The organism is Lacinutrix algicola, from assembly GCF_001418085.1.
GTDB lineage: Bacteria > Bacteroidota > Bacteroidia > Flavobacteriales > Flavobacteriaceae > Lacinutrix > Lacinutrix algicola.
In genome coordinates, this window is sequence record NZ_LIQH01000039.1 from 342,561 (window position 1) to 366,390 (window position 23,830).

The window sequence follows — 23,830 nt, forward strand, 5'->3', positions numbered from 1 at the left end:
AATACCGGATTTCAGCTAACTAGTTTTCAAATTCAATTTTCTAAAATTCTACAAAAAAACGAGTGCTAACTTCGTTAACTAATTTAGCAACCTCTTAATCTGTTTGTATTAAAAATCTCTATATTTAATACTCCGTTGTATCCAATAACTTAGCACAGTCTACAACTTTAGTAATGGTTTTATTGCCTTCGTTTTTCCGCCAATGGATATACAAATCGATTTGTTGTTCTAAATCTATAAAACGCACATTATTAAATTTGGAGTATTTAAAAGAATGCGGTAAAATAGAAATACCAAGTCCTTTAGACACGAGATTTAAAATCATGCCACCAAAATCGGATTCGATACTAATTTTAGGTTCAAAACCATACTGATTAAACAAGTTACGTAGTAAAGACGAAAAATAGGTGGTTTGGTGTAAACCCGAAAGTATAAAATTTTCGTGTTGTAGTTTGTCTATATTGTTAACGGTATCGGCATTTAACCAATGGTTTTTGGGTACTGCAATGCAAATAGGTTCTGTAAATAATTTAAGCGATTGTATGTTAATATGTGAAATAGAGTCGCGACTAAAGGCAATATCTGTTTGGTAATTAAGGAGTAGTTTTTCGTGGTTTTCGTCGGTAAGTTCGGCTAGTTCTAATTTAAGATCTGGTAAATTGGTTGTAATAAGGTCTAGAAAATTAGGCAGCAAACTAAAGGTGATGGAACCAGGATAGGATATAGAAACCACACCAGCATCGCCTTGATTAATTTTTTTGGCTTGTTGGTAAATATGGTCCAACTCGTTCATGGTTTTGCTCCAATGTTGTTGCAGGAATTTACCAGCATCAGTCAGTTTTACGTTTCTTTTATTTCTTTCGAAAAGTAAAAAACCCAACTCGTCTTCCAGTGCTTGTATTTGTCTGGTTAAAGAGGATTGCGAGATGTACACTTTTTCGGCAGTGTTCCAAAAGTGGAGTTCTTCGGCTAAAACCAAAAAATATTTTATTTGCTGTGTGGTCATAACAAATGCGTTTTTTGCATTACTGAATCAAAAATATGTATTTTTTAATAAGTAGCATCCTATTTTCTTTGTGTAAAGTTTATTAATAATTCTAAATTTTAAAATGATGTTAGGTGTTGAAAATTTTATAACCTTTTTGGTTACCGCAGCTTTTTTTGTAATGATACCAGGAATGGATACTGTTTTTGTTTTAAATAAATCGATTAGTCAAGGACGTAAATCTGGAATAGTTTCAGCAATGGGTATTAATACAGGTGTGTTAACACATACGTGTTTGTCGGCTTTGGGTTTATCGGTTTTAATTGCAAAATCTGCAATAGCCTTTATGGTTATTAAATATGTTGGCGCAGTTTATTTAGTATATATAGGCGTGAAGAAATATAGAGATACATCGGTATTTGCTATAGAAAACAACACGGAAACGGTTAAAAATAATACTAAAAATGACTTTTGGGCTGGTTTTTTTACTAACTCATTAAATCCTAAAGTTGCATTATTCTTTTTAGCATTTTTTCCGCAGTTTATTACACCTTCAAAATTAGAAGATCCTATTCCTTTTGTTTTATTAGGACTTACGTTTGCAACAATAGGTGTGGTTTGGTATGTGTTATTAACGTTATTTGCAAGTACGTTTTCTAATAAAATAAAAAGCGCTCCTAATTCGGGAAAATGGCTTAATAAAATTAGTGGTTTTGTGTTTGTACTAATGGGATTGCAAATTGCTTTTGGATAGAAGTGGTTTACTTTTTTAGTGAGTATTGGTTTCTCTTTTATTTTCTACCATTTCTAAATAAAGGTCCTCAACATGTTCTCGCGCCCAAGCAGTGCGCCTTAAAAAACCGAGACTCGATTTCATAGTTGGGTTGAAGATAAAACAACGAAGATTGGTGCGCTCTCCCAAATACTCCCAGCCATAATGTGTTACTAAACGCTCTAAGACTTGTTTAAGTTTTACACCATGAAATGGGTTGTCTAATTGTTCTTGTGTGGCTTGCCTTCTTATGCGTTTTGTTGGTTGGCTTTCATTAGCTGTTGGCTGCAACTCTGTTTCTGGAAGAGCATGAGGTTGTGCGTGTTTATTATCCAATTCGTTCTTTTTTTCGGTGTCCATTATTGGTTTATGGTTTGTTGTCGCTTTTATTTTGTGTGTTTATAGGGTGGTCTGTTTTTCTAGTTTCTATTTAGCCGTTATATTATCACGCGGTAAATTTAAACTAGGTTAGCTGCTACTTGCTTTGTTTTATTTTCTTTTTGTTCTCGAATCTAAATTCGTCTAATTCTAATAATTCAGATTTAATCTTTTCTTTCCATTCTGTAACCTTTTTTTCATTTCGACCACTTTGGGTTGTTCTCATTAATTCTAATCTAGTTTCAGATAATTCTGATATTATTTCGTTGTTAATTTTATTCACAATATCAACACCTTTAGAAATTTGGCGTTTATTTTTTAATATTCTTTTTCTGAATTTTCTAGTACTAATTTCGGTAAGATCAAATTGCATTTGCTGAAAGTGAATTTGCTTTTCAATACTCTTAACCTTTGTAGTATCTATCCAAGAGGCATTACCTAAAAATAGATTTTCAATTTTCTGATTCAGATTACGTTTCATAAAATCGAAACCACCAATAGAGTGGGTGACTATAAATTGACTATAAACAGCATCATTGCCTTCGGTACCTATTTTAATTTTAAAATCGTCTATTGTTAATTTAGAACTTGAACTCCATCTTTTTTGTCCGTCTTGTAATTCTTGTGAAAAACTTGAATTTAAACACGCTGTAATTAATATAATTGATAGGAATATTTTTTTCATTTCTTTAAATAAGTTTTTCTTCTAGTGGTATAGTCTTTTGGTTACACTATTTTTCAATTATTGAATCTGTTTTTAAATAGTGATCACAAAAACTTTTAAACTCCATTTTTGTTAATAATACTATGTACAATTTGTAGAGTTATTAAGCTTATAAAGTTATCAAAAATAAAGCCAATTGAAAATCTGAATAGCATTATGTGTCTTTTAATATGCAAAATCAAAGTTACTAAAGTTTAGTTAGCATAATTTGTGACAAACCGTAATTGTAAAATAAAAATATAAAAAAAACCACCTTGCTTTCGCAAAGTGGCTTAAAATAATTTATTTCTGCTCCCAATCATTTTTTAAGTAGTTAAGGGCTTCTTCTAAAGCTTGTTTTGATGTCTTTGGATTATAGCCTAAAACGGTTTTAGATTTATTGATGTCGTAATTTTGTTTTAAACCATAAAACATATCTAAATAGTGGCGTTGTAGTAAGGGTTCTTTTCCTGTTATTTTACTACTAAATTCCATTAATCCTGCAACGGAATACAATAAGCATTTAGGTACTTTTTTAGGTGTTTTTAGTTTTAGTTCTGGATATAAATTTGCTGCTATTTTTACACTGTTTTGCAATGTGGTGTGTGTTGGGTTGGAAAGAATATAGCGTTCTTGGTTTTCGCCTTTTATCATGGCTTGATAAGTGCCAAAAGCTACATCTTTTACATCTACCCAATTTAAAGTAACGTTGGTATCTATGGGAATTTCGCCTTTTAAAATTTGATGGACTAAATTATTAGAATAGCTTAATTTGTGTGCGTAGCTACCAATCATGGCAGATGGCAAAATTAATACGGTTCTAATATTATATGCTTTGCCTAATTTTAAAGCAAGTTTATCGGAGTCGTTTTTAGAATTGTAATACCAGTTTCTACGGTCTTTATTATAGCCATTATCTACATTTGCTGGTAAGGTTGTAAAATCTAAAGAAGCTACAGAACTTACGTACACAATGTTTTTAATACCACAAGCTTTAGCCACATCGAATACATTTTGTGTGCCTTTTAAGTTGTTGTCGTAAATTTCGACCTTTGGATTTTTTGCCCACATACTAAAATTTGCAGCTACAGCATATAGATGTGTAACACCTTTAAAGGCTTTTTCTAGTGATGGTTTGTCTAAAAGGTCTGCTTGCACAACTTCGCAATTTAAACCTTTAAAAGGTGAAGTATTATTAATATCTCTAACGGTGGTTCTTACGTGTTGGTTTTTAGAAAGTAGCAAGCGTATTAAATTATTTCCTAAATGTCCGTTTCCACCTGTAACTAATGCAATGTCTTTACTCATGTTTTTGTTTTTTGTTTGAGCAAAGGTCTGTGGTAATTAAGAGTCTAAAAATAACATTTGTTAGAAAGTGATTTGTTTTCTAATTCTGCTTAGAGATTGTGGTTCCATACCTAAAAAGGAAGCGATATTATCTATAGAGACATTTAAAGCCAGGTTTGGTTGCTGTTCTACAAATTTTAAATAGCGTTGTTTTGCTGTTAATATCTGAAAATCTTTAACGCGTTCTAGTTTGCAATTTAAATGTTCGTTAGTAACCGTTTTTATAAAATTGCTCCAAAATGTAGAGTTGGCTTGTAGTAGGTTGTAATCTGATTTAGAGATTTTTAATAGTTTGCAATCGGTAACGGTTTCGTAGTAGTCGGGAGCAGGAGTTTCGGTCATAAAACTCTCTAAAGAAGTGAAAAAATCGTGCTCTGGTACTAAATGTTGTATTACAATTTTTCCATCAATATTTTGATAGCCTTTTACAATGCCTTCACTTAAAAAATAAATATAGCGTTCTGTTTTACCGGCTTCTAAAAGCTTGGTTTGTGCAGGCCTATTTTCGATTATAAAATAGTTTTTAACTAAACGGATATCGTCTTCAGTTAAAGTAAATCGAGATTGAATATAGTTTAGTAAGTTTTTCATTGTTAGAGTATGTAATGCTATAAAACACTGTGCTAAAGTTTTGTGTTATTTGATTTTATAGATAATGAAACGAAGTTAGCCAAAATTATTAAAGTTTTAGGTTTGAGTAAAAACAAAAAACCACTTTGCTTTCGCAAAGTGGTTTTAAATAATTTTTCTTTTTCAGTTTTTCTATTTATCAATAGATCCTAAAACACGTTTCATAAAACCATTAACGGCATCTTTTTTAGTCGCTCCATCTTTAATCATTTTATTCACTTCTATAGCGCCATACATATTAGAGATTAATTCTCCAATAACGTCTAGTTCCTCATCTTTAAGAGAAGGTACTTCGGTTAGGGCTTCAAGCGTTTCAATGGTTTCGATAACAAAGTCTTCGTCGTTGTCTTCTATAAATTGCGTAAGGTGTTTTATTACTGGTAATTTCATTGATAAATTTATTTTTTTACTTCCGCGAAAGCGAAAATAGTTTTGTTATTATGCTACTTCGTCAACTAATGCTTTTAAAACATCGAATTTGTTAGTCTGTGTTTGATTTACAAATTTTCCGTCTTTAAAAGCCGCAAATGTTGGTAAGTTATCTACTGTAGCTAATTTTCTAGATTCCGGGAATTTTTCCGCATCAGCGATAACAAATGTTATATTTTTTAATTCGCCAGCTAATTTCTTAACCTTTGGTTTCATAATACGACAGTTACCACACCACGTTGCAGAATATTGTACTACTACAGTATCGTTAGCAGCAATAATTTCGGCTAAATTGTCTTGACTTAATTCTTGTACCATAATATTTTATTTTTAGTGAGAAGCTAAATACTCAGCAGTTCCAGTTCTGTTAGCAGACATAGCGTCTTTTCCTTCTTCCCAGTTTGCAGGACAAACTTCTCCTTTTTCTTGTACATGCGTTAATGCATCGATAATACGTAAAAATTCGTTTACGTTTCTACCAATTGGCATGTTGTTTATACCTTCGTGTTGTACAACACCATCTTCGTCTATTACGTAAGTTGCTCTGTAAGTTACGTTGTCTCCGTCTACAGTTACAACACCAGTTTCTTCGTTGTACTTTTCGTTAGTGATATCTAAAATACCTAAAGTATTTGCTAAGTTACGGTTAGAATCTGCAAGAATTGGGTATGTTACACCTTCAATACCACCGTTATCTTTTGGAGTATTTAACCATGCAAAGTGAACTTCTGGAGTATCACAAGAAGCACCAATTACGATAGTATTTCTTTTTTCAAATTCTGCTTTAGCAGCTTCGAATGCGTGTAATTCTGTTGGGCAAACAAAAGTAAAATCTTTTGGGTACCAGAATAATAATACTTTTTTCTTGTTGTTTTTTGCTTCTTCAAGAACGTTTAATTTAAAGGTGTCACCCATTTCGTTCATTGCGTCTACATTTAAATCTGGGAACTGTTTTCCTACTATTGCCATTTGTGTAAAATTTGTATAATTATTAGATTGTTTTTTCTAATTACAAAGATACATTAGAAGGCAAAAAAAATAGCCTAATAAAATCTTAAAATCTTATTAGGCTATAAATTTTGATTATAGTAAAAGGTTGTAGTTATAATTTTTAGTTATTTATCTTTAAGTAGTTTTATTTTTATATTAAGCGCCGCAAAGAAAAGTGTAGTAAATGGACTTAGCCAGTTAAAAACAGCATAAACAAAGTATTCGCCAACGCCAACACCTAATACACCAGATTGATAAGCTCCACAAGTATTCCAAGGTATTAATACAGAGGTTACTGTTCCAGAATCTTCAAGAGTTCTACTTAAGTTTTCTGGTGCAAGACCTTTGTCTTGATATGCTTTTTTAAACATTTTACCTGGTATAACTAATGCTAAGTATTGATCGCTGGCAATAGTGTTTAAACCTAAACAGCTTATTACTGTACTTGCAAATAAACCAAAAACAGTTGTTGCTATAGATAATAATGCTTTTGTAATTCTGGCTAAGGCACCAATGGCATCCATAATACCACCAAACACCATGGCACAACATATAAGTAGTATGGTCCATATCATACCATTCATTCCACCAGAACTAAATAAGTCGTTAAGTTTAGGATTATCTGTAACTATACTAGTATCTGTTAAAATGGCATTTGTAATTGCACCAATTTTAGTATCTGCTATTCCATTTAAAATTTCTGGTTGAAATATAAAAGCAAAAACAGCCGCAAGAGTTACACCTATACCTAAAGCTATAAGTGGTTTTGTTTTTAATAGTATTAATCCAACAACTACTAAAGGAACAGTAAATAACCAAGGTGTAATATTAAAAGTAGCATCCATAGTTGCTAATAAGCCACTAATATCTGCGCTTCCTGTTGTGTCTACTGTAGTACTTAGTATAGCAAAAACAATTAGCGTAATTACAATTGTAGGTACTGTAGTAATTGTCATGTAACGAATGTGTGTAAACAAATCTGTTCCAGCCATTGCAGGAGCAAGGTTAGTGGTGTCGCTTAAAGGTGACATTTTATCTCCAAAATAGGCTCCAGAAATAACCGCACCGGCAATCATTCCAGATGGTATACCTAAAGCACTACCAATACCAATTAATGCAATACCAACGGTTGCAGATGTGGTCCATGAACTTCCTGTTGCAATAGATATAATAGCTGCGATTATTACAGAGGCTGGTAAAAATATAGAAGGATTTAATACTTGTAAACCATAATAAACCATAGCCGGAATAATACCACTAACTAGCCATGTACCAGCTAATGCACCAACAAAAAAGAGTATCAAGATAGGAGTGAAGACACTTCTTAGGTTTTCCCAAACTTCTTTAACCATAATTTTAAATGAGACTTTGTTTAAAAAACCACCAATCATGGCTACAAAACCACCTATTAATAAAATGATTTGATTTGTATAACCACCAAACCATTCTTGGCCTTCTACAAAGAAGATATTGTAAGCCAACAAGCTCATTAAAATTACTACAGGTATTAATGCTTCGAAAATATTGAGTTCTTTATTGTCAATTATTTTTTGGTCATTAATATCTATATCAGAAAGATTATCGTCTTGCATGTTAGTCAGTTTATTTTTGGATATGTAATGTTACGATTTTACAAGAAGTTATGCAAATTCAAGTATGTGCTGTAAATTAACGGTTTATATAGATTTACATAGTCGAATTCTTTTTTTAGTTGCCATTTGAGAAGTTATTTTAATAAATATGACTTAGTTTTATAAGTGTAAAAAAAGCCTGAACATTTATTATATTCAGGTTTTTTAGTGTTTAAAATTAAACGATTGTCATTTCTTTAAGAGATAATACTACTTGCTTGGCTATTTAAAATATCTAATATTATTGGCTTAAGACCGCTAAAAAAGAATTCTACAGCTATTACCATAACTATTAAACCCATTAAGCGCATCATTACATTTATACCTGTTTGACCAAGAATTTTAATAATTTTAGTCGAGCTGTATAGAATAATATAGGTTAAAGATATAACAGCTACTACAGCAAGAATAAGTATTACTTTTTTCTCTATAGAATGTGCATCTTCCATCATTACTATGGCATTGGTTAATGCGCCAGGTCCACAAATCATCGGGATTGCTAATGGTGTTACAGAAATATCATCTATATAGGTTTTAATCTCGGAGTCTTTTAATTTTACTTTTCCTAAGCGTGCTTGTAGCATGTCCATTCCCATTAGAAAAAAGATGACACCACCAACAACTCTAAAACTATTTACAGAGATGCCAAAGAAATTAAATAATACTTGACCAGAAAAGGCAAAGATTATTATGGTAATAAATGATACTATCGATGCTCTTTGTGCAGTTTTAGTTCTATGACTTTTATCTAAGTCTGCAGTCATCGTCATGAATATTGGCATTGTGCCAAAAGGATTTATCAACGTAAAAAAGGAGGTGAATGATAAGATCCCGAATGCTATTACTTCGTTCATTGTACTTATAAAATTGCTAGTTTAATTATACCATTTCTGTTTTTAGAACACCAATTTCAAGCATACATGCTTTCATTATATCGAAAGTACGTTCTATGTCTGCATCTAATCCAATAGAAAAACGAATTAACCCGTTACTTAATCCCATTTCTTTTTGTTCGTCTTCAGGAATCTCAGAAGAAGTAGAACTTCCAGGAGCACTAAATAGTGTTTTGTAGAACCCTAAACTTACTGCTAAGTAGCCTAAGTTTTTCTCTTGCATTAATTCCATTAAAGCATTTGCTTTTTCAAGAGAACCAGTATCTATAGTAAGCATGCCGCCAAATCCGTATTTTTCATTCATCATTGTTTTAAATAACTCATGAGAAGGATGAGATGCTAATCCTGGATACACTGTTTTTATACCTAAATCTTCAAATTTTTCAGCCAGAAAAGTAGCATTATAACTGTGTTGCTGCATTCTAATATGTAATGTTCTTAAATTTTTAAGCACTGAAGCTGCACGAAAACTATCCATTGTAGCTCCTAAAAGCATACAAGCACCATCGTTTACACTTTTTAAACTGTCTATAAATTCTTGCGTTCCACAAACTACACCACCAACAGTATCACTAGATCCGTTAATGAATTTTGTTAAACTATGTATTACTATATCTGCACCTAAAACAGTAGGAGAAACCAATAAAGGAGAGAATGTATTATCTACCACTAATTTTAAATTATGCTTTTTAGCTAATTTTGCTAAACCTTCTATATCTGCAACCTCTAATAATGGGTTACTAACAGATTCACAATATAAAACCTTAGTATTAGGAGTTATAGCAGCTTCAACAACATCTAATTTTGTAATGTCTACAAAAGATGTTGTAATATTTAAACGCGGTGTAAAGTTTTTTAAGAAAGCATAAGTACCTCCATAAATAGTTCTACTAGAAACTACGTGATCTCCAGCGCCACAAAGTTGCAAAATTACAGGTGTAATTGCACCCATTCCAGAAGCTGTAACATTAGCAGACTCTGTGCCTTCCATTGCAGCCAAAGCTTGACTTAAATATAGATTAGAAGGAGTAGTATGTCTTGAATATAAATAACAACCATCTGTATTACCTTCAAAAGTATCTTGCATTGTTTTTGCAGATATAAAGGTGTAAGTAGATGAGTCTGAAATTGAAGGATTTATACCTCCAAATTCTCCAAAATATTGTAGGTCCTGAATATTATTTGCTGGTTTAAATTTCATAGTTTTGTATATAAGTAATTAATGTATGTGATTATTATGGTGTAAAACTGATCTATTTTAGATTAATAATCAATAGATTTGTTTAAATTCAGTTTTTAAAACTGAATAATTATATTTTTGTGGTTTAATTTTAATTATTTATTTAGAATTTCCCAATCCAACTGAAAATTTTTCGATTATGACTTTTGATGCTATAGATACTAAGCTAATTCAATTGCTACAAGAAGATTGTAAGCAAACCAATAAGGAACTTTCAAATAAATTAAACTTATCCATTACAGCTGTTTACGAGCGTATTAAAAAACTTGAAAATAATGGCGTAATAGATAAATATGTGGCTTTAATAAAAAAGGAAGCTATAGAAAAATCGTTTGTTGCTTTTTGTCATATTAAATTAGAAAAGCATTCTCAAGCTTATGTAATGAAGTTTGAAAAGGAGGTCACCGAATTAGACGAAGTTCTAGAATGTTTTCACATAAGTGGTGATTATGACTATTTGCTAAAAGTTTTGGTAAAAGACATGGAGGCTTTTAGAGAATTTATGGTAAATAAGTTAACTAATATTAACCATATTGGAAGCACACATAGTATGTTCATGATTAACGAAGTGAAACATACAACAGCAATTTCTGTTTAATATTTAAGAACTATGTTTCAATCTGCAAAATATAAGCTTATAGAATTTTTTATAATATTTATTGTCACTCCAGTAAGTTTTACATTAAATTTTTCCTTTAAGATAAAAGGAATTATTGCTATAACAGGCTTTGCGTATATAATATATGTATTGTTGAAAGTTCAGAAAAACAAATTAAAAGTAGCTAAAGGTCTTAATTGGTCTCGATTTTTTAGAGATACTTTAGTTAAGTTAGTCGCTATCGCTTTTATAACAATTGCTTTTGTCTATTTTTCAGATAGAGAAAATCTGTTTAAAGTTGTTTTAAACAAACCTTTAATGTGGTTGTTTTTTCTATTTGTGTATTCTGCTTTTTCAGTTTACCCACAAGAATTAATCTATAGAACATTTTATTTTCAGCGTTACGAGAATTTATTTCAGAATAAAAACCTATTCATTTTTGTAAATGCGATTGTATTCTCTTTAGCACATTTATTTTTTAAAAATACTCTGGTAATCGTTTTAACCTTTTTAGGAGGTTTACTTTTTGCTTTCACTTATAAAAAAACAAAATCTACACTTTTAGTATCTATAGAACATGCTATTTATGGTTGTTGGTTGTTTACCGTGGGTATGGGAGAAATGCTTGGATTCCCTAGTTAGCCTTTATAAATAGTTGGTAGCCTTTTTTTATTGTAGTAAAATTATTACTTTGTAAGCGCTATTAATCATTTATTATGGAATACCAAGAAATACAGGAAGTCTATAAATCTATTTTCGAATCTTATAGTAAGCCTTCTTTAGAAACTCACATTCAAAAAATAATAGAGCTGGATCAGTTTCTGCCTTACAGTTCTACATTCTTTTGTATTACAAATACTCAAGACTTAAAGTTCGAATACATCAGTAAAAACTTTAAAGCCTGTTTAGGCTTAGATTCTGTTGAGCTTAAAGCTAAAGGCATGAAATATTTTTGGAGTAGAATTCATCCAGAAGATATAGAAGTTTGGCTATCAGCCTTAAACCAATTGATGGAATTTACAATTGATGAAATTTCTGAAAAAGATAGAACTACTGCCAATTATACATGGAATTACAGATTTAAAAAAGCAAAAGGAGAGTATGTAAATATTATTCAAAACACAACACCTTTAGCTTTCGATACTAACAAGAAACCAATTATAGGTTTGGCACATTACACAGTTTTATGCAATAATATTAAAATGCCAATTGCAGCTACAGCAAAGTTGTTAAACGATAAAAATGAATATGAAACCATTTATCATAATAATTTTTCGCAAAAACTTTTACACTCAGGAATAAGCAATAGAGAACGCGATGTTATTAGGTTGTTGGTCTTAAATTATTCTAGTAAAGAAATATCTGCACGATTAAATATTAGTCCGCATACTGTAGATACGCACAGAAGGAACATTTTAAAGAAACTTAAAATATCATCAACTGGAGAGTTAATAGGGATGCTAAAAATTAATAGAACTCTGGTATATTAATAAAATTACTCAAATTGAGTATTGTAGAGTTTTATAATTATTTAGAACTTCGCATTGCTATTAATCAATTCTATTATTTAAAAGCCTAGTCTAGAAAGCACTTTTCTAATTAGGCTTTTTTTTGTTTTAGTTATCTAAAAAACTAAACGTTAAAATTCCCGGAAACCATTCGTAATTAGTCATTCAAAATTGTACTTTTGTTATAATATTAAATTTGTCATTTTCGCAAAACGAAAAACTATACAAAAACATTTTTTATGAGTAAATACGATGTAGCCATAATTGGTTCAGGACCTGGAGGATATGTAGCAGCAATACGTTGCGCACAACTAGGAATGAAAACAGCAATAATTGAAAAGTATTCAACATTAGGAGGAACCTGCTTAAACGTTGGTTGTATTCCTAGTAAAGCATTGTTAAGTTCTTCTCACCACTACGAGGAAGCTACAAAACATTTTGAAGAGCATGGTATTGAAATACCAGGAGAGATAAAAGTAAACCTAGAAAAAATGATTGGTCGTAAGCAAGCCGTTGTAGACCAAACAACAGGAGGTATTGACTTTTTAATGAAGAAAAACAAAATCGATGTTTTTACAGGTGTTGGAAGTTTTAAAGACGCTACACACATAACAATTACAGGAGAAGAGACTACAGAGATTGAGGCTAAGCATAGTATTATTGCTACTGGATCTAAACCATCTACTTTACCATTTATCACACTAGATAAAGAACGTGTAATAACATCTACCGAAGCTTTAAAACTTAAAGAAATCCCTAAGCATTTAATTATAATTGGTGGTGGTGTTATTGGCTTAGAATTAGGTCAAGTATACCGTCGTTTAGGAGCAGAAGTTACTGTTATAGAATATATGGATCGCATTCTTCCAACAATGGATGCAGGCTTATCTAAAGAACTTAACAAAGTTTTTAAGAAAGCAAAATGCAAAATGATGCTGTCTCACAAAGTACAATCTGTAGAGCGTAATGGAGACGAAGTTATCGTTAAAGCAGAAAACAAAAAAGGAGAAGTAGTAGAGTTTAAAGGAGACTATTGTTTAGTATCTGTAGGACGTAAGCCATATACAGATGGTTTAAACCTTGAAGCTGCTGGTGTTAAGTTAACAGATCGTGGACAAGTAGAAACAAACGAACATTTACAAACAAATGTTTCTAATATTTATGCCATTGGTGATGTTGTAAAAGGAGCAATGTTAGCTCACAAAGCTGAAGAAGAAGGAACTTTTGTTGCTGAAACTATAGCAGGACAAAAACCACACATCGATTATAACTTAATTCCAGGTGTTGTTTATACTTGGCCAGAAGTTGCTGCAGTTGGTAAAACTGAAGAAGAGTTAAAAGCAGAAGGTGTTGCTTACAAAGCAGGACAGTTTCCTTTTAGAGCTTTAGGTAGAGCAAGAGCAAGTGGAGATATCGACGGATTTGTAAAAATCTTAGCCGATGAAAAAACGGATGAAGTTTTAGGTGTACACATGATTGGTGCACGTTGTGCAGATTTAATTGCTGAAGCAGTAGTTGCTATGGAATTTAGAGCAAGCGCAGAAGATATTTCTCGTATGTCTCACGCACATCCAACATTTGCAGAAGCAGTAAAAGAAGCCGCTTTAGCAGCAACAGATGATAGAGCTTTACACGTATAAATTATGATAATAGAACCAAAAACAAGAGGTTTTATATGTTTAACATCTCATCCAAAAGGTTGTGAGCAAAACGTAATAAACCAAATAGATTATATAAAGGAAAGACCAGTTACAGAAGGTCCTAAAAAAGTATTAGTAATCGGTGCATCTACAGGATTTGGATTAGCATCACGTATTACAAGTGCTTACGGATCTAACGCTGCAACTATTGGTGCTTTTTTTGAGAAACCACCAACAGCAGGTCGTCCAGCATCACCAGGATGGTATAATAGTGCAGCTTTTGAAGCTCAGGCTCATAAAGATGGATTATATGCAAAAAGTATAAATGGAGATGCATTTTCTAATGCTATAAAAACGGAGACTATTGACCTAATCAAAAAGGATTTAGGAGAAATAGATTTATTGGTTTATAGTTTGGCTTCTCCAGTACGTACACATCCAGATTCTGGAGAACGTTTTAAATCGGTTTTAAAACCAATAGGACAAAAGTTTTCAGATAATACAGTAGATTTTCATACAGGTGAAGTTAAAGAAGTTTCTATAGAGCCTTGCACAGAGCAGGAAATTGAAAATACTGTTACTGTAATGGGAGGTGAAGATTGGCAAATGTGGATCGATCAACTTAAAGCTGCAGGTGTTTTATCTAAAGATTTTAAAACAGTTGCTTACTCTTATATTGGCCCTTCATTAACTGAAGCAGTTTACAGAAAAGGAACTATTGGTCGTGCAAAAGACCATTTAGAAGCAACAGCTTTTAAAATTACAGATGGTTTAAAAGATATTAATGGACAAGCCTATGTATCGGTTAATAAAGCATTAGTAACACAAGCTAGTTCTGCAATTCCAGTAATACCATTGTATATTTCATTATTATATAAAGTAATGAAAGAAGAAGGTATTCACGAAGGTTGTATTGAACAGATTGAACGTTTGTTTAATGCACGTTTGTATGCTGAAAATATGCCTTTAGATGAAGCGGGACGCATTAGAATTGATGATTGGGAAATGCGCGACGATATTCAAGCTAAAGTTTTAGAGCTTTGGAAACAAGCTACAACAGAAACTTTACCAGAAATTGGAGATTTAAAAGGTTACGAAACAGATTTCTTTAATCTTTTCGGATTTAAAGTCGATGGTATTGATTACGATAAAGATGTTGATGAAATGGTTAACATTCCAAGTATAAACGCATAGTTTTACAACACATATAGTATTAAAAGCGAACTTATATCAGTTCGCTTTTTTTTGTTTTAAAAAGTAATTTTCATTTTAATATAACAGTAATAATCTTACGTTTTTATATTTTAGGCTTAGCAGTTTTAATAGACGTATGTTAAAACAAAGTGTGTTTTGTCGATTATTATAGTTTTTAATCGAGTATTTAAGTATATTTATAATCCCAAATTTAATATACTAACATTATGAAAACTGCCTACCTAGCACTTGTTTTTTGTTTTTTTATGTCCTTTAGCAATTCGCAAAACAAAAACGTTGCACTTGTCGAAGATTATGTAAAAAGCTTTAACCAAAAAGATTCTATTGCAACTCTTAACCTTATACATAAAAACTTTGGTGAATATTGGAATACATTAACGGTAACAAAAAATAAACGTGAGCATGCCGATTATTATGCTTGGAGTAGTATTATGCAAGATACTGAAGAGATTGAAGTACTTAGCGTTACAGGTAAAAAAGTAGTTGTTAATTCTACTTATTATTCAGATTTAGATAAACTATTAGGTAAAATGCCTTATAAATGCAAAAAAACATTCATTGTTTCTAATGGGAAAATTCTAAAGATAATAAGCTCAAAAAACAAAGGCTACAACCTTTATCAAAACAAAAGAAAGAGCGCATATATTGAATTTAAAAATTGGCTATCTAGAAAATATAAATTAAAAAGAAGAGATTTTAAAATGAACCAAGAAGATGCTTTAAAAATGAAAAAGATTGTCATGGAGTATCTTTCGGAAACAGAAGAAGTAATTGTTGAGAGAGATTAAGCTTTAAATAAAATTAAACAAAGAATATTTTAAAACGAGCTAATTTTATTCGTTTTTTTATTTTGTAAATACAAATTAATCTATTTTAGTTATAGATAAACTTAATGTTTAATGATAAAAAAAAGCATATTTTTTCTTTTTCCTAAATACCAATACATAATTTTATGTATTGGAGTTTTTATGAGTTTTTCTGTTTCTCTAAAACCATTATCAATAATTATATTTAATTATATAGCTATTTTATTTTGTTTAAAAATTGGAGTAGTTTTACACGAATTAGGTCACTTGCTTTTTGCTAAACTAGCAGGAGGAAACCCAAAACGTATTATACTTGGTCAGGGTCATGAGATATATAGATTTGAGGTTTCTAATATTAAAATAATTTTAAATCAAAACTTCAAAGGAGGATTGGCTTTTTCTAATTTCAATTCTATGAAGCAAATAAGATTAAGACGCCTTGTTAATGTTTTAGGAGGTCCATTAACAAATCTGATTTTAGTTATTATTGTTTATAATATTTGCGGTTTTGATTTTCGTTTTATTTTAGGTTTAAATGGAATTAATTTTTTTTCAGCACTTATTTTTGCTAATGTATTGTTGGTTGTAATTAGCTTATTACCATATTATGTAACTCAATTAGGTGTTAAATTACCTTCTGATGGATTAAGCATGCTAAAACTAATATTTTCAAAAGAAAAAAACATTAGTTTTAATAGAAATGATCTTTTTGAAGCCTACGAATTTATCGAAGCGAAACAATATAATAAAGGGCTTCCTATCTATGAAAAGTACATAGATGATAAAGACATGGAGATAGTAGCTAAAATGAATATTGGGTTGATCTATTCTAAAATTAATAGGGTTGAAGAGGCCTATTCTATTATGAGGCTATATTGCCAATGATTGAAGATAAAAAATACAAAACTTATAAAGCATTAGTAAATAATGGCTTGGCTTAGTTTATTAAAGCAAGATTATACTAATATTGATTATCCTTCAAAAGTTGCAATTTCTATTAGTCCATTAAATCCTCATTTTCAAGGAACAAGAGGTTCTGTTTTAATAGAGATGGGAAATTTAAAACAAGGAGTTAGACTTTTAAAACCTTTGATAAATTTTAATTTTCCTAACAATCAAACTTTATGTGCTGCAATGTATCTTTATTATGGATTACATCTTCAAGGATTAGAAAACGAAAAAATCAAATATTTAAATTTCGTTTTAGAAAATAAAACCATATTAGAAGAGGATGATTTAGTAATCTGGAATGCCATAATTAAAAGAACTCAACAGGAAACTTAATATTGTTCTAAAACATTTAAAATCTCCTTTTTATAACTCCTACTAATTGGCAACGCTTTTTTACTTATGGTAATATGTTCATTAGTAAAAGATTCAATGTGCTTTACAGAAATAATATACGATCGATGAATACGCATGAATTGCTGTTTAGGTAGTTTAGCTTCAATTGCAGTTATGGTTTCTCGAGTAACAATAGTTTCATTTGCTAAATGAATTTTAATATAATCACTATAACTTTCAATATAAACTATAGCATTAAAATCAATTTTTATCATACGTCTATCAGATCGAACAAACATAAAATCACTAGCTATTTCAGTTTTACTAGTCTCTATTTCTTTAGTATTGTAAACCTCAAAATAAGTATTTACTGCTTTTAATAAACGTTGAAAAGCTATTGGTTTTAATAAATAATCAACAGCTTGCAATTCGAAACCTTCTACAGCATAATCTCTATATGCAGTGGTAAATATTACTTTAATATCTTTATTTATAGACTTTGCAAAAGCAATTCCTGAAATTTCGGGCATATTAATATCTAAAAAAATCAGATCAATTTTATTAGCATTAATGCAATTAAAAGCATCTACAGCATTGCTGCAACTTTTAACAATTTCAATATTATCTATTTTAGATAAATGTGTTGCAATTATTTCTCTTGCAATAGCTTCGTCATCTACAATAAGACAAGAGATTGGTTTATACATCTTTAATTGTATTAAGATTTAATAGTACTTCAAAAGTAGTTTTGTTATCATTAATTTCAAGTGTGTATTGATCTTTATATAACAATTCTAATCGTTTCTTTATGTTTTCTAAGCCGATACCATGTTTATTATTCGATTGTACTTTTGATGTGTTTTTTATATGAAACCTTAAATTTTCAGATTCACAAGAAATAGTAATTTTAACTTTTAATGTTCCGTTTTGTATAAAACCATGTTTAAAACTATTTTCAACAAAAGGCATTAATAGCATTGGAGGTATGCTGGTAGTTTCCTTAATATTATCAGAAACAAATGAAACAACTAATGTATCATTAAAGCGTAATTGTTCTAATGAAATGTAATCTTTTATATGGTTTATTTCTTCGGTTAAACTAACAAAAGGTTTATCTATTTGGTAGAGTAAGTAGTCTAATAAGTTGGATAGTTTTAGTATCATTTCTGGTGTTTCGTCAGCCTTTTTTAAGGCGAAACCATACATTGTATTTAATGTGTTAAACAAGAAATGCGGATGAATTTGTATTTTTAAATAATTTAGTTCTTGTTCTTTTAATTTTAGCTGTGTTTCTAATATTTTCTTTTCTAGAGCATTTGCTTTTTCACTGTTTTTTAAATTCAGTTTTAATAACTTAAAAGCACTAACTATAATAACAACTAGGTAAACACCTGTCATTACAAACAATAAGTTTTTACTTATTGGGTTCATTTTATCGTATTCGAAATTCGATAAAAAAATTAAACTAAAAAAGATTGAAACAAAAATTAAATAAGCCGATATAATTAAGGTGTATAGGCTATATAAACCAAATCTGAAATACTGTTTTGTTATTAAATAATCAGGTATTAATTTGTAGATTGAAACATAAGTTGGCGCAATTGTTATAGGCATTAAAAACAATGAAAACGATAGTGTTTTATTAAAATCTGTACTACCAACACCAAAAAAGTAAATGTAAAATAGGAGCACACAAAACCAGAAAAGAACATGTAGAAGTACTTGTCTTATTTTTTTTAAGATGAATTCCTTTTTTAGCATTATTTATAAATTGTATTACAATAATAGTATATTTTTATTCGGGATTAATAATTTGTAGACGAATGACGGATTTAGCAATTGTTTTAGCATTTTGTAGAATCGATTGCTAATTTGGTAGTCTATCGCTTTTAATTTTTTTAAGCTGAAATCTAAAGTAAGTTTGAAAAACATTAATCAAAACACTAACAATTATGAATGTAGTATCATCAAGATTTCTTGTAATTAATCCTTTTGTGGAAGGCGGACCAGTATTTATGTCTCTTATTTTAATTTGCTTATTACTATCCGTTTTCTTTATTATTAAAGGATTTTTGAGCCTTAAAACTAATGAAGCACTTTCTAGTAAAATGATTAAACTTACAGTAGATTCTAGTCTTTTGGGCTTAGTTTTAGGTTTTTTAGGTTCTGTTATTGGTTTAATTACAGCTTTTGACTCTATTCAATCAATGGGCAATATAGATCCTGATGTATTTGCCGCAGGATTAAAAGTCTCATTATTAACAGCGACTTTTGGATTGTTTTCTTTTGTAGTTGCTAGAGTAGGGATACTAGTATTAAGAAGCGCTATTAAAAAATAAGAGTTATAATTTTAGGTAAAGAAAGAGTAATCTTAAATATTAAGTTACTCTTTTTTTTATTACAATTCTCTTGTTAAATCTCTAATTCGTAATCGATTACTATAATCATTCTCGTTTACGTCTCTAACAAAACAGTACGGACTAATAACTTCATCTTTAACCTTTTTTGTTAATTCTTCAACAGTAAAAGGACCAAACTCTTTAGATTTTTCTATGTAGTAAAACTCGTGATCGTGAATTATATCACTAGCTTTATTTTTATATTTTTCATGAAGAAATTGTTGTACATCTTCTAAGGAGTTTAAAGAGTCAGAATAGCTGCTCTCATTAATAAAAATAGCACAATCGTCTGTTTGTAGTCTATTAAGTATTAAGATGTCATCATCTTTAAAATATGCTTTAACGGTAGTTTCTCCATCTTCTGTTACAATAGAAAAAAGGTTCTTTTTCTCTATACACCAAGAGGTTTCTGTAATTGTTTTACTCTCAGAAATGTGTAAAGTATTTTCATCTTTAAAAACATAAACAGCTTTCTTTTTAGAAATACCATTTACTAAAACCCAATGCTGGTTTAAAAACAAGTCCTCATAATGCGTTTCGTGATGAAACGGTTGTAGGTTTGGCAGTAAATTAAATATAGCAGCAGACATTAGTTAGTTTTAGAGCGTTTTATTACAAACGAAAAACTAAAGATAATATTTTAAGATTAAAGAAGTTAGAATTAAAATAAAAGGCATTAAAAAAATTAATGCCTTTATAGATTATTTGTTCTTATTATACTTGTGGTAATTTTTATCTCCTCTAGTTTTTGGCTTTTTATACTTAGCAGCAATTTTAAACTTATAAGATCCACCTCGGTTTTCTTTAGAATTCTTTTCAGATTTTTCGTGAAAAGCAGGACCAGGAGCATCTTCGTCTTTTAAGCGTTTATGTGGATTGTTGTGCTCTTTAATTTGAGGTCTTTCTTCTTCAATTAATTCAGTAGAAATTTCAACTTCGGCAGGTAATGCTTCAACTGTAATAGTCATTTGCATTAATGCTTCAATATCTTCAATCGCATGCAAATCTTTTTCCGTAGTAAATACATGTGCTAGTCCTTCGCGTTCAGCACGACCGGTTCTACCAATTCTGTGCATATAGTTTTCAGGGAAATCTGGAGTGTCAAAATTTATAACATGTGTTACATTATCAATATCCAAACCACGAGCCATAACATCTGTCGCAACTAATATTCTATTATCACCTTCGCGAAATTGCTCGATACTACGCAGTCTATAATTTTGTGTTTTGTTAGAATGTATAACACAAAGCTCATCATTATATTCTTCAGCTAAAGCTTCAAAAAGACGATCTGCCATCTTTTTATAAGCAACAAAAATTAAGACTTTGTTGTAAGTCTCTGCATCTTGAAGTAAATGCTTTAGTAAATTTAATTTTGTGTAAAAATTAGGAACTATATAACGTGTTTGCTTAATGTTTTCTAATGGTGTTCCAGAAGTTGCAATCGATACTTTTTCTGGAGATTTAAAGAAATCTACAATCAATGCATCTACATCATGAGTCATGGTTGCAGAGAACATAATATTTTGACGACGTTCTGGTAGAAGATCGAAAATATTAATTAATTGATGTCTAAAACCTAAGTCTAACATCACATCTACTTCATCAATAATTAATTTTTGAATAGATTTTAAATTTAAAACATGACTTAGAGCTAAATCGTACATACGACCAGGAGTCGCAACTAAAATATCAATACCTTCAGCAATAGCTCTTTTTTGAGTATTAATATTTGTACCACCATAAACACCTAAAACGCGAGTGTTTATATATTTGGTTAGCTTTCCTATTTCGTCTACCACTTGTACAACAAGCTCTCGAGTAGGCACTAAAACCAATACTCTTGGGTTTTCTTGTTTAGAAAATGGTAAGTTTTTAAGTACAGGAAGCATGTAACCAAAGGTTTTTCCTGTTCCTGTTTGTGCAATTCCAACCATATCTTTACCGCTGGCGACAACGCTAAAAGCTTCGGCTTGAATAGGAGTAGGCGTTGTAAAGCCTAAATCGTCAAGCGCGTTATATAATGGTGTATTTAAGTTTAAGTCTCTAAAAGTCAAAACGTGTTATTTAAGTCGCAAAATTACTATTTATATTTTGTTTACCCTAAATGATGCTCATGTATTTGTATGCTATAGTTTGCTCTAAAGGTTTCATTTTCAGTTAATTTAATAATACCTTCTTTTTCTGTTATGTTTTGAGATGCATTTTCATGATCTGCAATGCCTAACCAAGGTTCAATACAAACGTAAGATGCGTTAGGTTTAGCCCAAAGTCCAAGGTAATTAAAGTCTTTAAAAGTGACATTTAGTATTTCTCCATGCAAATCACTAACTAAAGCCACTTTCCTAGATTTTAAATCTTTAAAAATAAGAGCATCGTTATTAAATAAGTCGGACTTTAATTGAATGCTATTTTTAGTATTAAAAATAGGTTTAGTTTCATTTTTAACTAATCCGGTTTCTGTATTTAATAAATGTGTTTTTGATGTTTCTTCGGTTTCAAAAACTAAATTATAGTCGGTATAATTTTCATCTTTATATAAAGGACACTTAAAAGCTGGATGTCCTCCAATAGAAAAGTATATAGATTTATTATCTAAATTCTTTATAGTATAATTAATGTCTAAGGTGTTATCAATTAATGTATAAGTAATAATGTACTCAAATTTAAAAGGATATATTTTTAGTAAATCTTCATTATAAGTTAAACTAAAACTTAGACTGTTTTCTGTTTCTTTAATAAGTTTAATGTCTTTACTATGTCTAATAAAGCCATGTTTTGGCATGTTATATTTTGTTCCATTATAGATATAAGTTTCATCTTTTAGCGCTCCAATAATAGGAAAGAGGTTGGGAGCAAAGCTTCCCCAAACATCTGGATCGGCATGCCACATAAACTGTTTCTTATTTTTGACCGAACTTATTTCACAAAGTTCTGCTCCTATGGGTTTAACCTTAATTTTTAAAATACTATTAGATAATTCGAACATATTTTTTATATAATCTAATGACTAAAATACTCGTTTTTTTATCAATTCTGCTTAACTTTACACAACATTTATACATTGAGAACAACAGCAAAACATAAAATAACTAATACTGAGGAGTTCAAGCAAAATCTATTGTCTTGGGCCCAACAGTTTGATGATGTTGTTTGGTTAGATTCTAATTCGAAAGCATTTCAAGACAATCAAAAATATTCTAGTTACGATGCCATTTTAGCTGTAGATGCCTTTACTGCAATACAAACCGATTATCTTAATGCATTCGATAAACTAAAAGAGTATTACACAACTACTAAAGATTGGATTTTTGGTTATCTCACTTACGATTTAAAGAATGATACAGAAACATTAAAGTCTAATAATGACGATGGTTTAGCGTTTGCTGACTTGTATTTCTTTCAGCCAAAAAAAATATTTTTAATTAAAGGAGATGTTTTAGAAATAAGATATTTAAAGGCTGTTGACGATGAATTTGAAGCTGATTTAAAAGCAATATGTTATTGCGAGGATGAACGACGTGACAATCTGTTAAATGAAACAGACAATCCAGTAAAAATAAAATTAAAAATACATAAAGACGAATACTTTGATAAAGTAACAAAAGTACTTTCTCACATACACAGAGGAGATATTTACGAGGCTAATTTTTGTCAAGAATTCTATGCCGAAAACACAACTATAGATCCTTTAGAAACGTATAATAAACTTAACACAATTTCAAATGCACCTTTTGCTACGTTTTTAAAAGTAAGGAATAATTATTTACTTTCGGCTTCGCCAGAACGGTACATAAAAAAGGAAGGAACAAAGGTGATTTCGCAACCTATAAAAGGAACAGCCAAACGCGATCCAGATTATATTATGGATTCTATTTTAAAAAACGATTTGGTAAGTGATGAAAAGGAGCGTAGTGAAAATATAATGATAGTAGATTTAGTACGTAACGATCTCTCTCAAACAGCAACAAAAGGTAGTGTAAAGGTAGAAGAACTTTGTGAAATATACAGTTTCGACCAAGTCCATCAAATGATTTCTACGGTAGTTTCAGAAGTTAAAGAGACTACAAACCCTATAGATATTATAAAAACAACATTTCCAATGGGAAGCATGACGGGAGCTCCAAAAATTTCTGCAATGAAAATTATTGAAGATTTAGAAGAAACCAAAAGAGGTTTATACTCCGGGAGTGTTGGTTATATTTCACCAACTGGCGATTTCGATTTTAATGTAGTTATAAGGAGTATTCTTTATAATGAAGTTAAACAATACGTATCCTTTTCTGTAGGAGGTGCAATTACAGCCAAAAGTGATCCTATTAAAGAATATGAAGAATGTTTAGTTAAAGCAAAAGCCATGCGTACGGTTTTAGAGAATTAAT

Annotated in this window: 27 protein-coding genes; 11 read left to right on the plus strand and 16 right to left on the minus strand. The window is 30.5% G+C overall.

What is annotated here, in order from left to right; all coding sequences use genetic code 11:
* Positions 1–124: 124 nt before the first annotated feature.
* Positions 125–1,006, minus strand: coding sequence for a LysR family transcriptional regulator (locus tag ASC41_RS12475; protein WP_055436975.1), 882 nt, complete (start codon positions 1,004–1,006; stop codon positions 125–127).
* Between the two features lie 103 nt (positions 1,007–1,109).
* Between ASC41_RS12475 and ASC41_RS12480 the strand changes: the two genes are divergently transcribed.
* Entirely contained in the window at positions 1,110–1,739 is a 630-nt protein-coding gene (locus ASC41_RS12480) for a LysE family translocator (RefSeq protein WP_241489668.1), read from the plus strand.
* Between the two features lie 15 nt (positions 1,740–1,754).
* Here ASC41_RS12480 and ASC41_RS12485 read toward each other — a convergent pair whose 3' ends face one another.
* The 10 genes from ASC41_RS12485 to ASC41_RS12530 form a co-directional block, all read right to left on the minus strand.
* On the minus strand, positions 1,755–2,117 hold the full coding sequence (locus ASC41_RS12485; protein ID WP_083477207.1) for a VF530 family DNA-binding protein: 363 nt from the start codon (positions 2,115–2,117) through the stop codon (positions 1,755–1,757).
* 115 nt (positions 2,118–2,232) lie between these two features.
* Positions 2,233–2,820: a hypothetical protein gene (locus tag ASC41_RS12490; RefSeq protein ID WP_055436976.1), complete on the minus strand. Its 588-nt coding sequence runs from the start codon at positions 2,818–2,820 to the stop codon at positions 2,233–2,235.
* 321 nt (positions 2,821–3,141) lie between these two features.
* A complete protein-coding gene (locus ASC41_RS12495) occupies positions 3,142–4,146 on the minus strand; it encodes an NAD-dependent epimerase/dehydratase family protein (protein WP_055436977.1) in 1,005 nt (334 codons plus the stop codon).
* Positions 4,147–4,206: 60 nt separating this feature from the next.
* Positions 4,207–4,776, minus strand: coding sequence for a Crp/Fnr family transcriptional regulator (locus ASC41_RS12500; protein ID WP_055436978.1), 570 nt, complete (start codon positions 4,774–4,776; stop codon positions 4,207–4,209).
* A 171-nt stretch (positions 4,777–4,947) separates the two neighbouring features.
* The gene (locus tag ASC41_RS12505) at positions 4,948–5,205 is read right to left on the minus strand and encodes a DUF6952 family protein (protein ID WP_055436979.1); all 258 of its coding nucleotides are present in this window, start codon (positions 5,203–5,205) and stop codon (positions 4,948–4,950) included.
* 48 nt (positions 5,206–5,253) lie between these two features.
* Complete coding sequence (locus tag ASC41_RS12510; RefSeq protein WP_055436980.1) at positions 5,254–5,562, minus strand: thioredoxin family protein; 309 nt, start codon at positions 5,560–5,562, stop codon at positions 5,254–5,256.
* Between the two features lie 12 nt (positions 5,563–5,574).
* Complete coding sequence (locus tag ASC41_RS12515) at positions 5,575–6,213, minus strand: peroxiredoxin (protein ID WP_055436981.1); 639 nt, start codon at positions 6,211–6,213, stop codon at positions 5,575–5,577.
* A 146-nt stretch (positions 6,214–6,359) separates the two neighbouring features.
* On the minus strand, positions 6,360–7,826 hold the full coding sequence (locus ASC41_RS12520; RefSeq protein ID WP_055436982.1) for a Na+/H+ antiporter NhaC family protein: 1,467 nt from the start codon (positions 7,824–7,826) through the stop codon (positions 6,360–6,362).
* A gap of 236 nt (positions 7,827–8,062) precedes the next feature.
* Positions 8,063–8,719, minus strand: coding sequence for a MarC family protein (locus tag ASC41_RS12525; protein ID WP_055436983.1), 657 nt, complete (start codon positions 8,717–8,719; stop codon positions 8,063–8,065).
* Positions 8,720–8,744: 25 nt separating this feature from the next.
* A complete protein-coding gene (locus ASC41_RS12530; RefSeq protein ID WP_055436984.1) occupies positions 8,745–9,959 on the minus strand; it encodes an aminotransferase class I/II-fold pyridoxal phosphate-dependent enzyme in 1,215 nt (404 codons plus the stop codon).
* 178 nt (positions 9,960–10,137) lie between these two features.
* On the opposite strand from ASC41_RS12530, the gene ASC41_RS12535 reads away from it, so the two are divergent.
* The 8 genes from ASC41_RS12535 to ASC41_RS12570 all read left to right on the plus strand — a co-directional run bounded on the left by ASC41_RS12535 (position 10,138) and on the right by ASC41_RS12570 (position 17,049).
* Positions 10,138–10,596, plus strand: a complete 459-nt coding sequence (locus ASC41_RS12535; RefSeq protein WP_055436985.1) for an Lrp/AsnC family transcriptional regulator — start codon at positions 10,138–10,140, stop codon at positions 10,594–10,596.
* A gap of 12 nt (positions 10,597–10,608) precedes the next feature.
* Positions 10,609–11,238 (plus strand): CPBP family intramembrane glutamic endopeptidase, encoded by a 630-nt coding sequence (locus ASC41_RS12540; protein ID WP_055436986.1) that lies wholly within the window; start codon positions 10,609–10,611, stop codon positions 11,236–11,238.
* A gap of 74 nt (positions 11,239–11,312) precedes the next feature.
* Positions 11,313–12,086 (plus strand): LuxR C-terminal-related transcriptional regulator, encoded by a 774-nt coding sequence (locus ASC41_RS12545; protein ID WP_055436987.1) that lies wholly within the window; start codon positions 11,313–11,315, stop codon positions 12,084–12,086.
* A gap of 257 nt (positions 12,087–12,343) precedes the next feature.
* Positions 12,344–13,744 carry a dihydrolipoyl dehydrogenase gene (lpdA, locus tag ASC41_RS12550; RefSeq protein ID WP_055436988.1) on the plus strand — a complete coding sequence of 467 codons (1,401 nt, stop codon included), beginning with the start codon at positions 12,344–12,346 and terminating at the stop codon, positions 13,742–13,744.
* 3 nt (positions 13,745–13,747) lie between these two features.
* The gene (gene fabV, locus ASC41_RS12555) at positions 13,748–14,938 is read left to right on the plus strand and encodes an enoyl-ACP reductase FabV (RefSeq protein ID WP_055436989.1); all 1,191 of its coding nucleotides are present in this window, start codon (positions 13,748–13,750) and stop codon (positions 14,936–14,938) included.
* 227 nt (positions 14,939–15,165) lie between these two features.
* Complete coding sequence (locus ASC41_RS12560) at positions 15,166–15,747, plus strand: hypothetical protein (protein WP_055436990.1); 582 nt, start codon at positions 15,166–15,168, stop codon at positions 15,745–15,747.
* Positions 15,748–15,858: 111 nt separating this feature from the next.
* Positions 15,859–16,650, plus strand: a complete 792-nt coding sequence (locus tag ASC41_RS12565) for a M50 family metallopeptidase (RefSeq protein ID WP_152971473.1) — start codon at positions 15,859–15,861, stop codon at positions 16,648–16,650.
* Between the two features lie 42 nt (positions 16,651–16,692).
* Positions 16,693–17,049, plus strand: coding sequence for a hypothetical protein (locus ASC41_RS12570; RefSeq protein WP_055436992.1), 357 nt, complete (start codon positions 16,693–16,695; stop codon positions 17,047–17,049).
* On the opposite strand, the gene ASC41_RS12575 is transcribed toward ASC41_RS12570, so the two are convergent.
* Positions 17,046–17,756 carry a LytR/AlgR family response regulator transcription factor gene (locus tag ASC41_RS12575; protein WP_055436993.1) on the minus strand — a complete coding sequence of 237 codons (711 nt, stop codon included), beginning with the start codon at positions 17,754–17,756 and terminating at the stop codon, positions 17,046–17,048. The genes ASC41_RS12570 and ASC41_RS12575 overlap by 4 nt on opposite strands.
* Positions 17,749–18,480, minus strand: a complete 732-nt coding sequence (locus ASC41_RS12580) for a sensor histidine kinase (protein ID WP_241489669.1) — start codon at positions 18,478–18,480, stop codon at positions 17,749–17,751. The genes ASC41_RS12575 and ASC41_RS12580 overlap by 8 nt, the downstream gene beginning before the upstream one ends.
* A 521-nt stretch (positions 18,481–19,001) precedes the next feature.
* Here ASC41_RS12580 and ASC41_RS12585 point away from each other — a divergent pair.
* Positions 19,002–19,388: a MotA/TolQ/ExbB proton channel family protein gene (locus ASC41_RS12585; protein ID WP_055436995.1), complete on the plus strand. Its 387-nt coding sequence runs from the start codon at positions 19,002–19,004 to the stop codon at positions 19,386–19,388.
* Between the two features lie 59 nt (positions 19,389–19,447).
* Here the strand turns inward: ASC41_RS12585 and ASC41_RS12590 are convergent, their stop codons facing one another.
* From ASC41_RS12590 to ASC41_RS12600, 3 genes are all read right to left on the minus strand, one after another.
* Positions 19,448–20,038 (minus strand): hypothetical protein, encoded by a 591-nt coding sequence (locus tag ASC41_RS12590; RefSeq protein ID WP_055436996.1) that lies wholly within the window; start codon positions 20,036–20,038, stop codon positions 19,448–19,450.
* 111 nt (positions 20,039–20,149) lie between these two features.
* Complete coding sequence (locus ASC41_RS12595) at positions 20,150–21,505, minus strand: DEAD/DEAH box helicase (RefSeq protein WP_055436997.1); 1,356 nt, start codon at positions 21,503–21,505, stop codon at positions 20,150–20,152.
* 41 nt (positions 21,506–21,546) lie between these two features.
* A complete protein-coding gene (locus ASC41_RS12600) occupies positions 21,547–22,437 on the minus strand; it encodes an aldose 1-epimerase family protein (RefSeq protein ID WP_055436998.1) in 891 nt (296 codons plus the stop codon).
* A gap of 75 nt (positions 22,438–22,512) precedes the next feature.
* Between ASC41_RS12600 and ASC41_RS12605 the strand changes: the two genes are divergently transcribed.
* Positions 22,513–23,829: an anthranilate synthase component I family protein gene (locus ASC41_RS12605; RefSeq protein WP_055436999.1), complete on the plus strand. Its 1,317-nt coding sequence runs from the start codon at positions 22,513–22,515 to the stop codon at positions 23,827–23,829.
* Position 23,830: the final 1 nt, after the last annotated feature.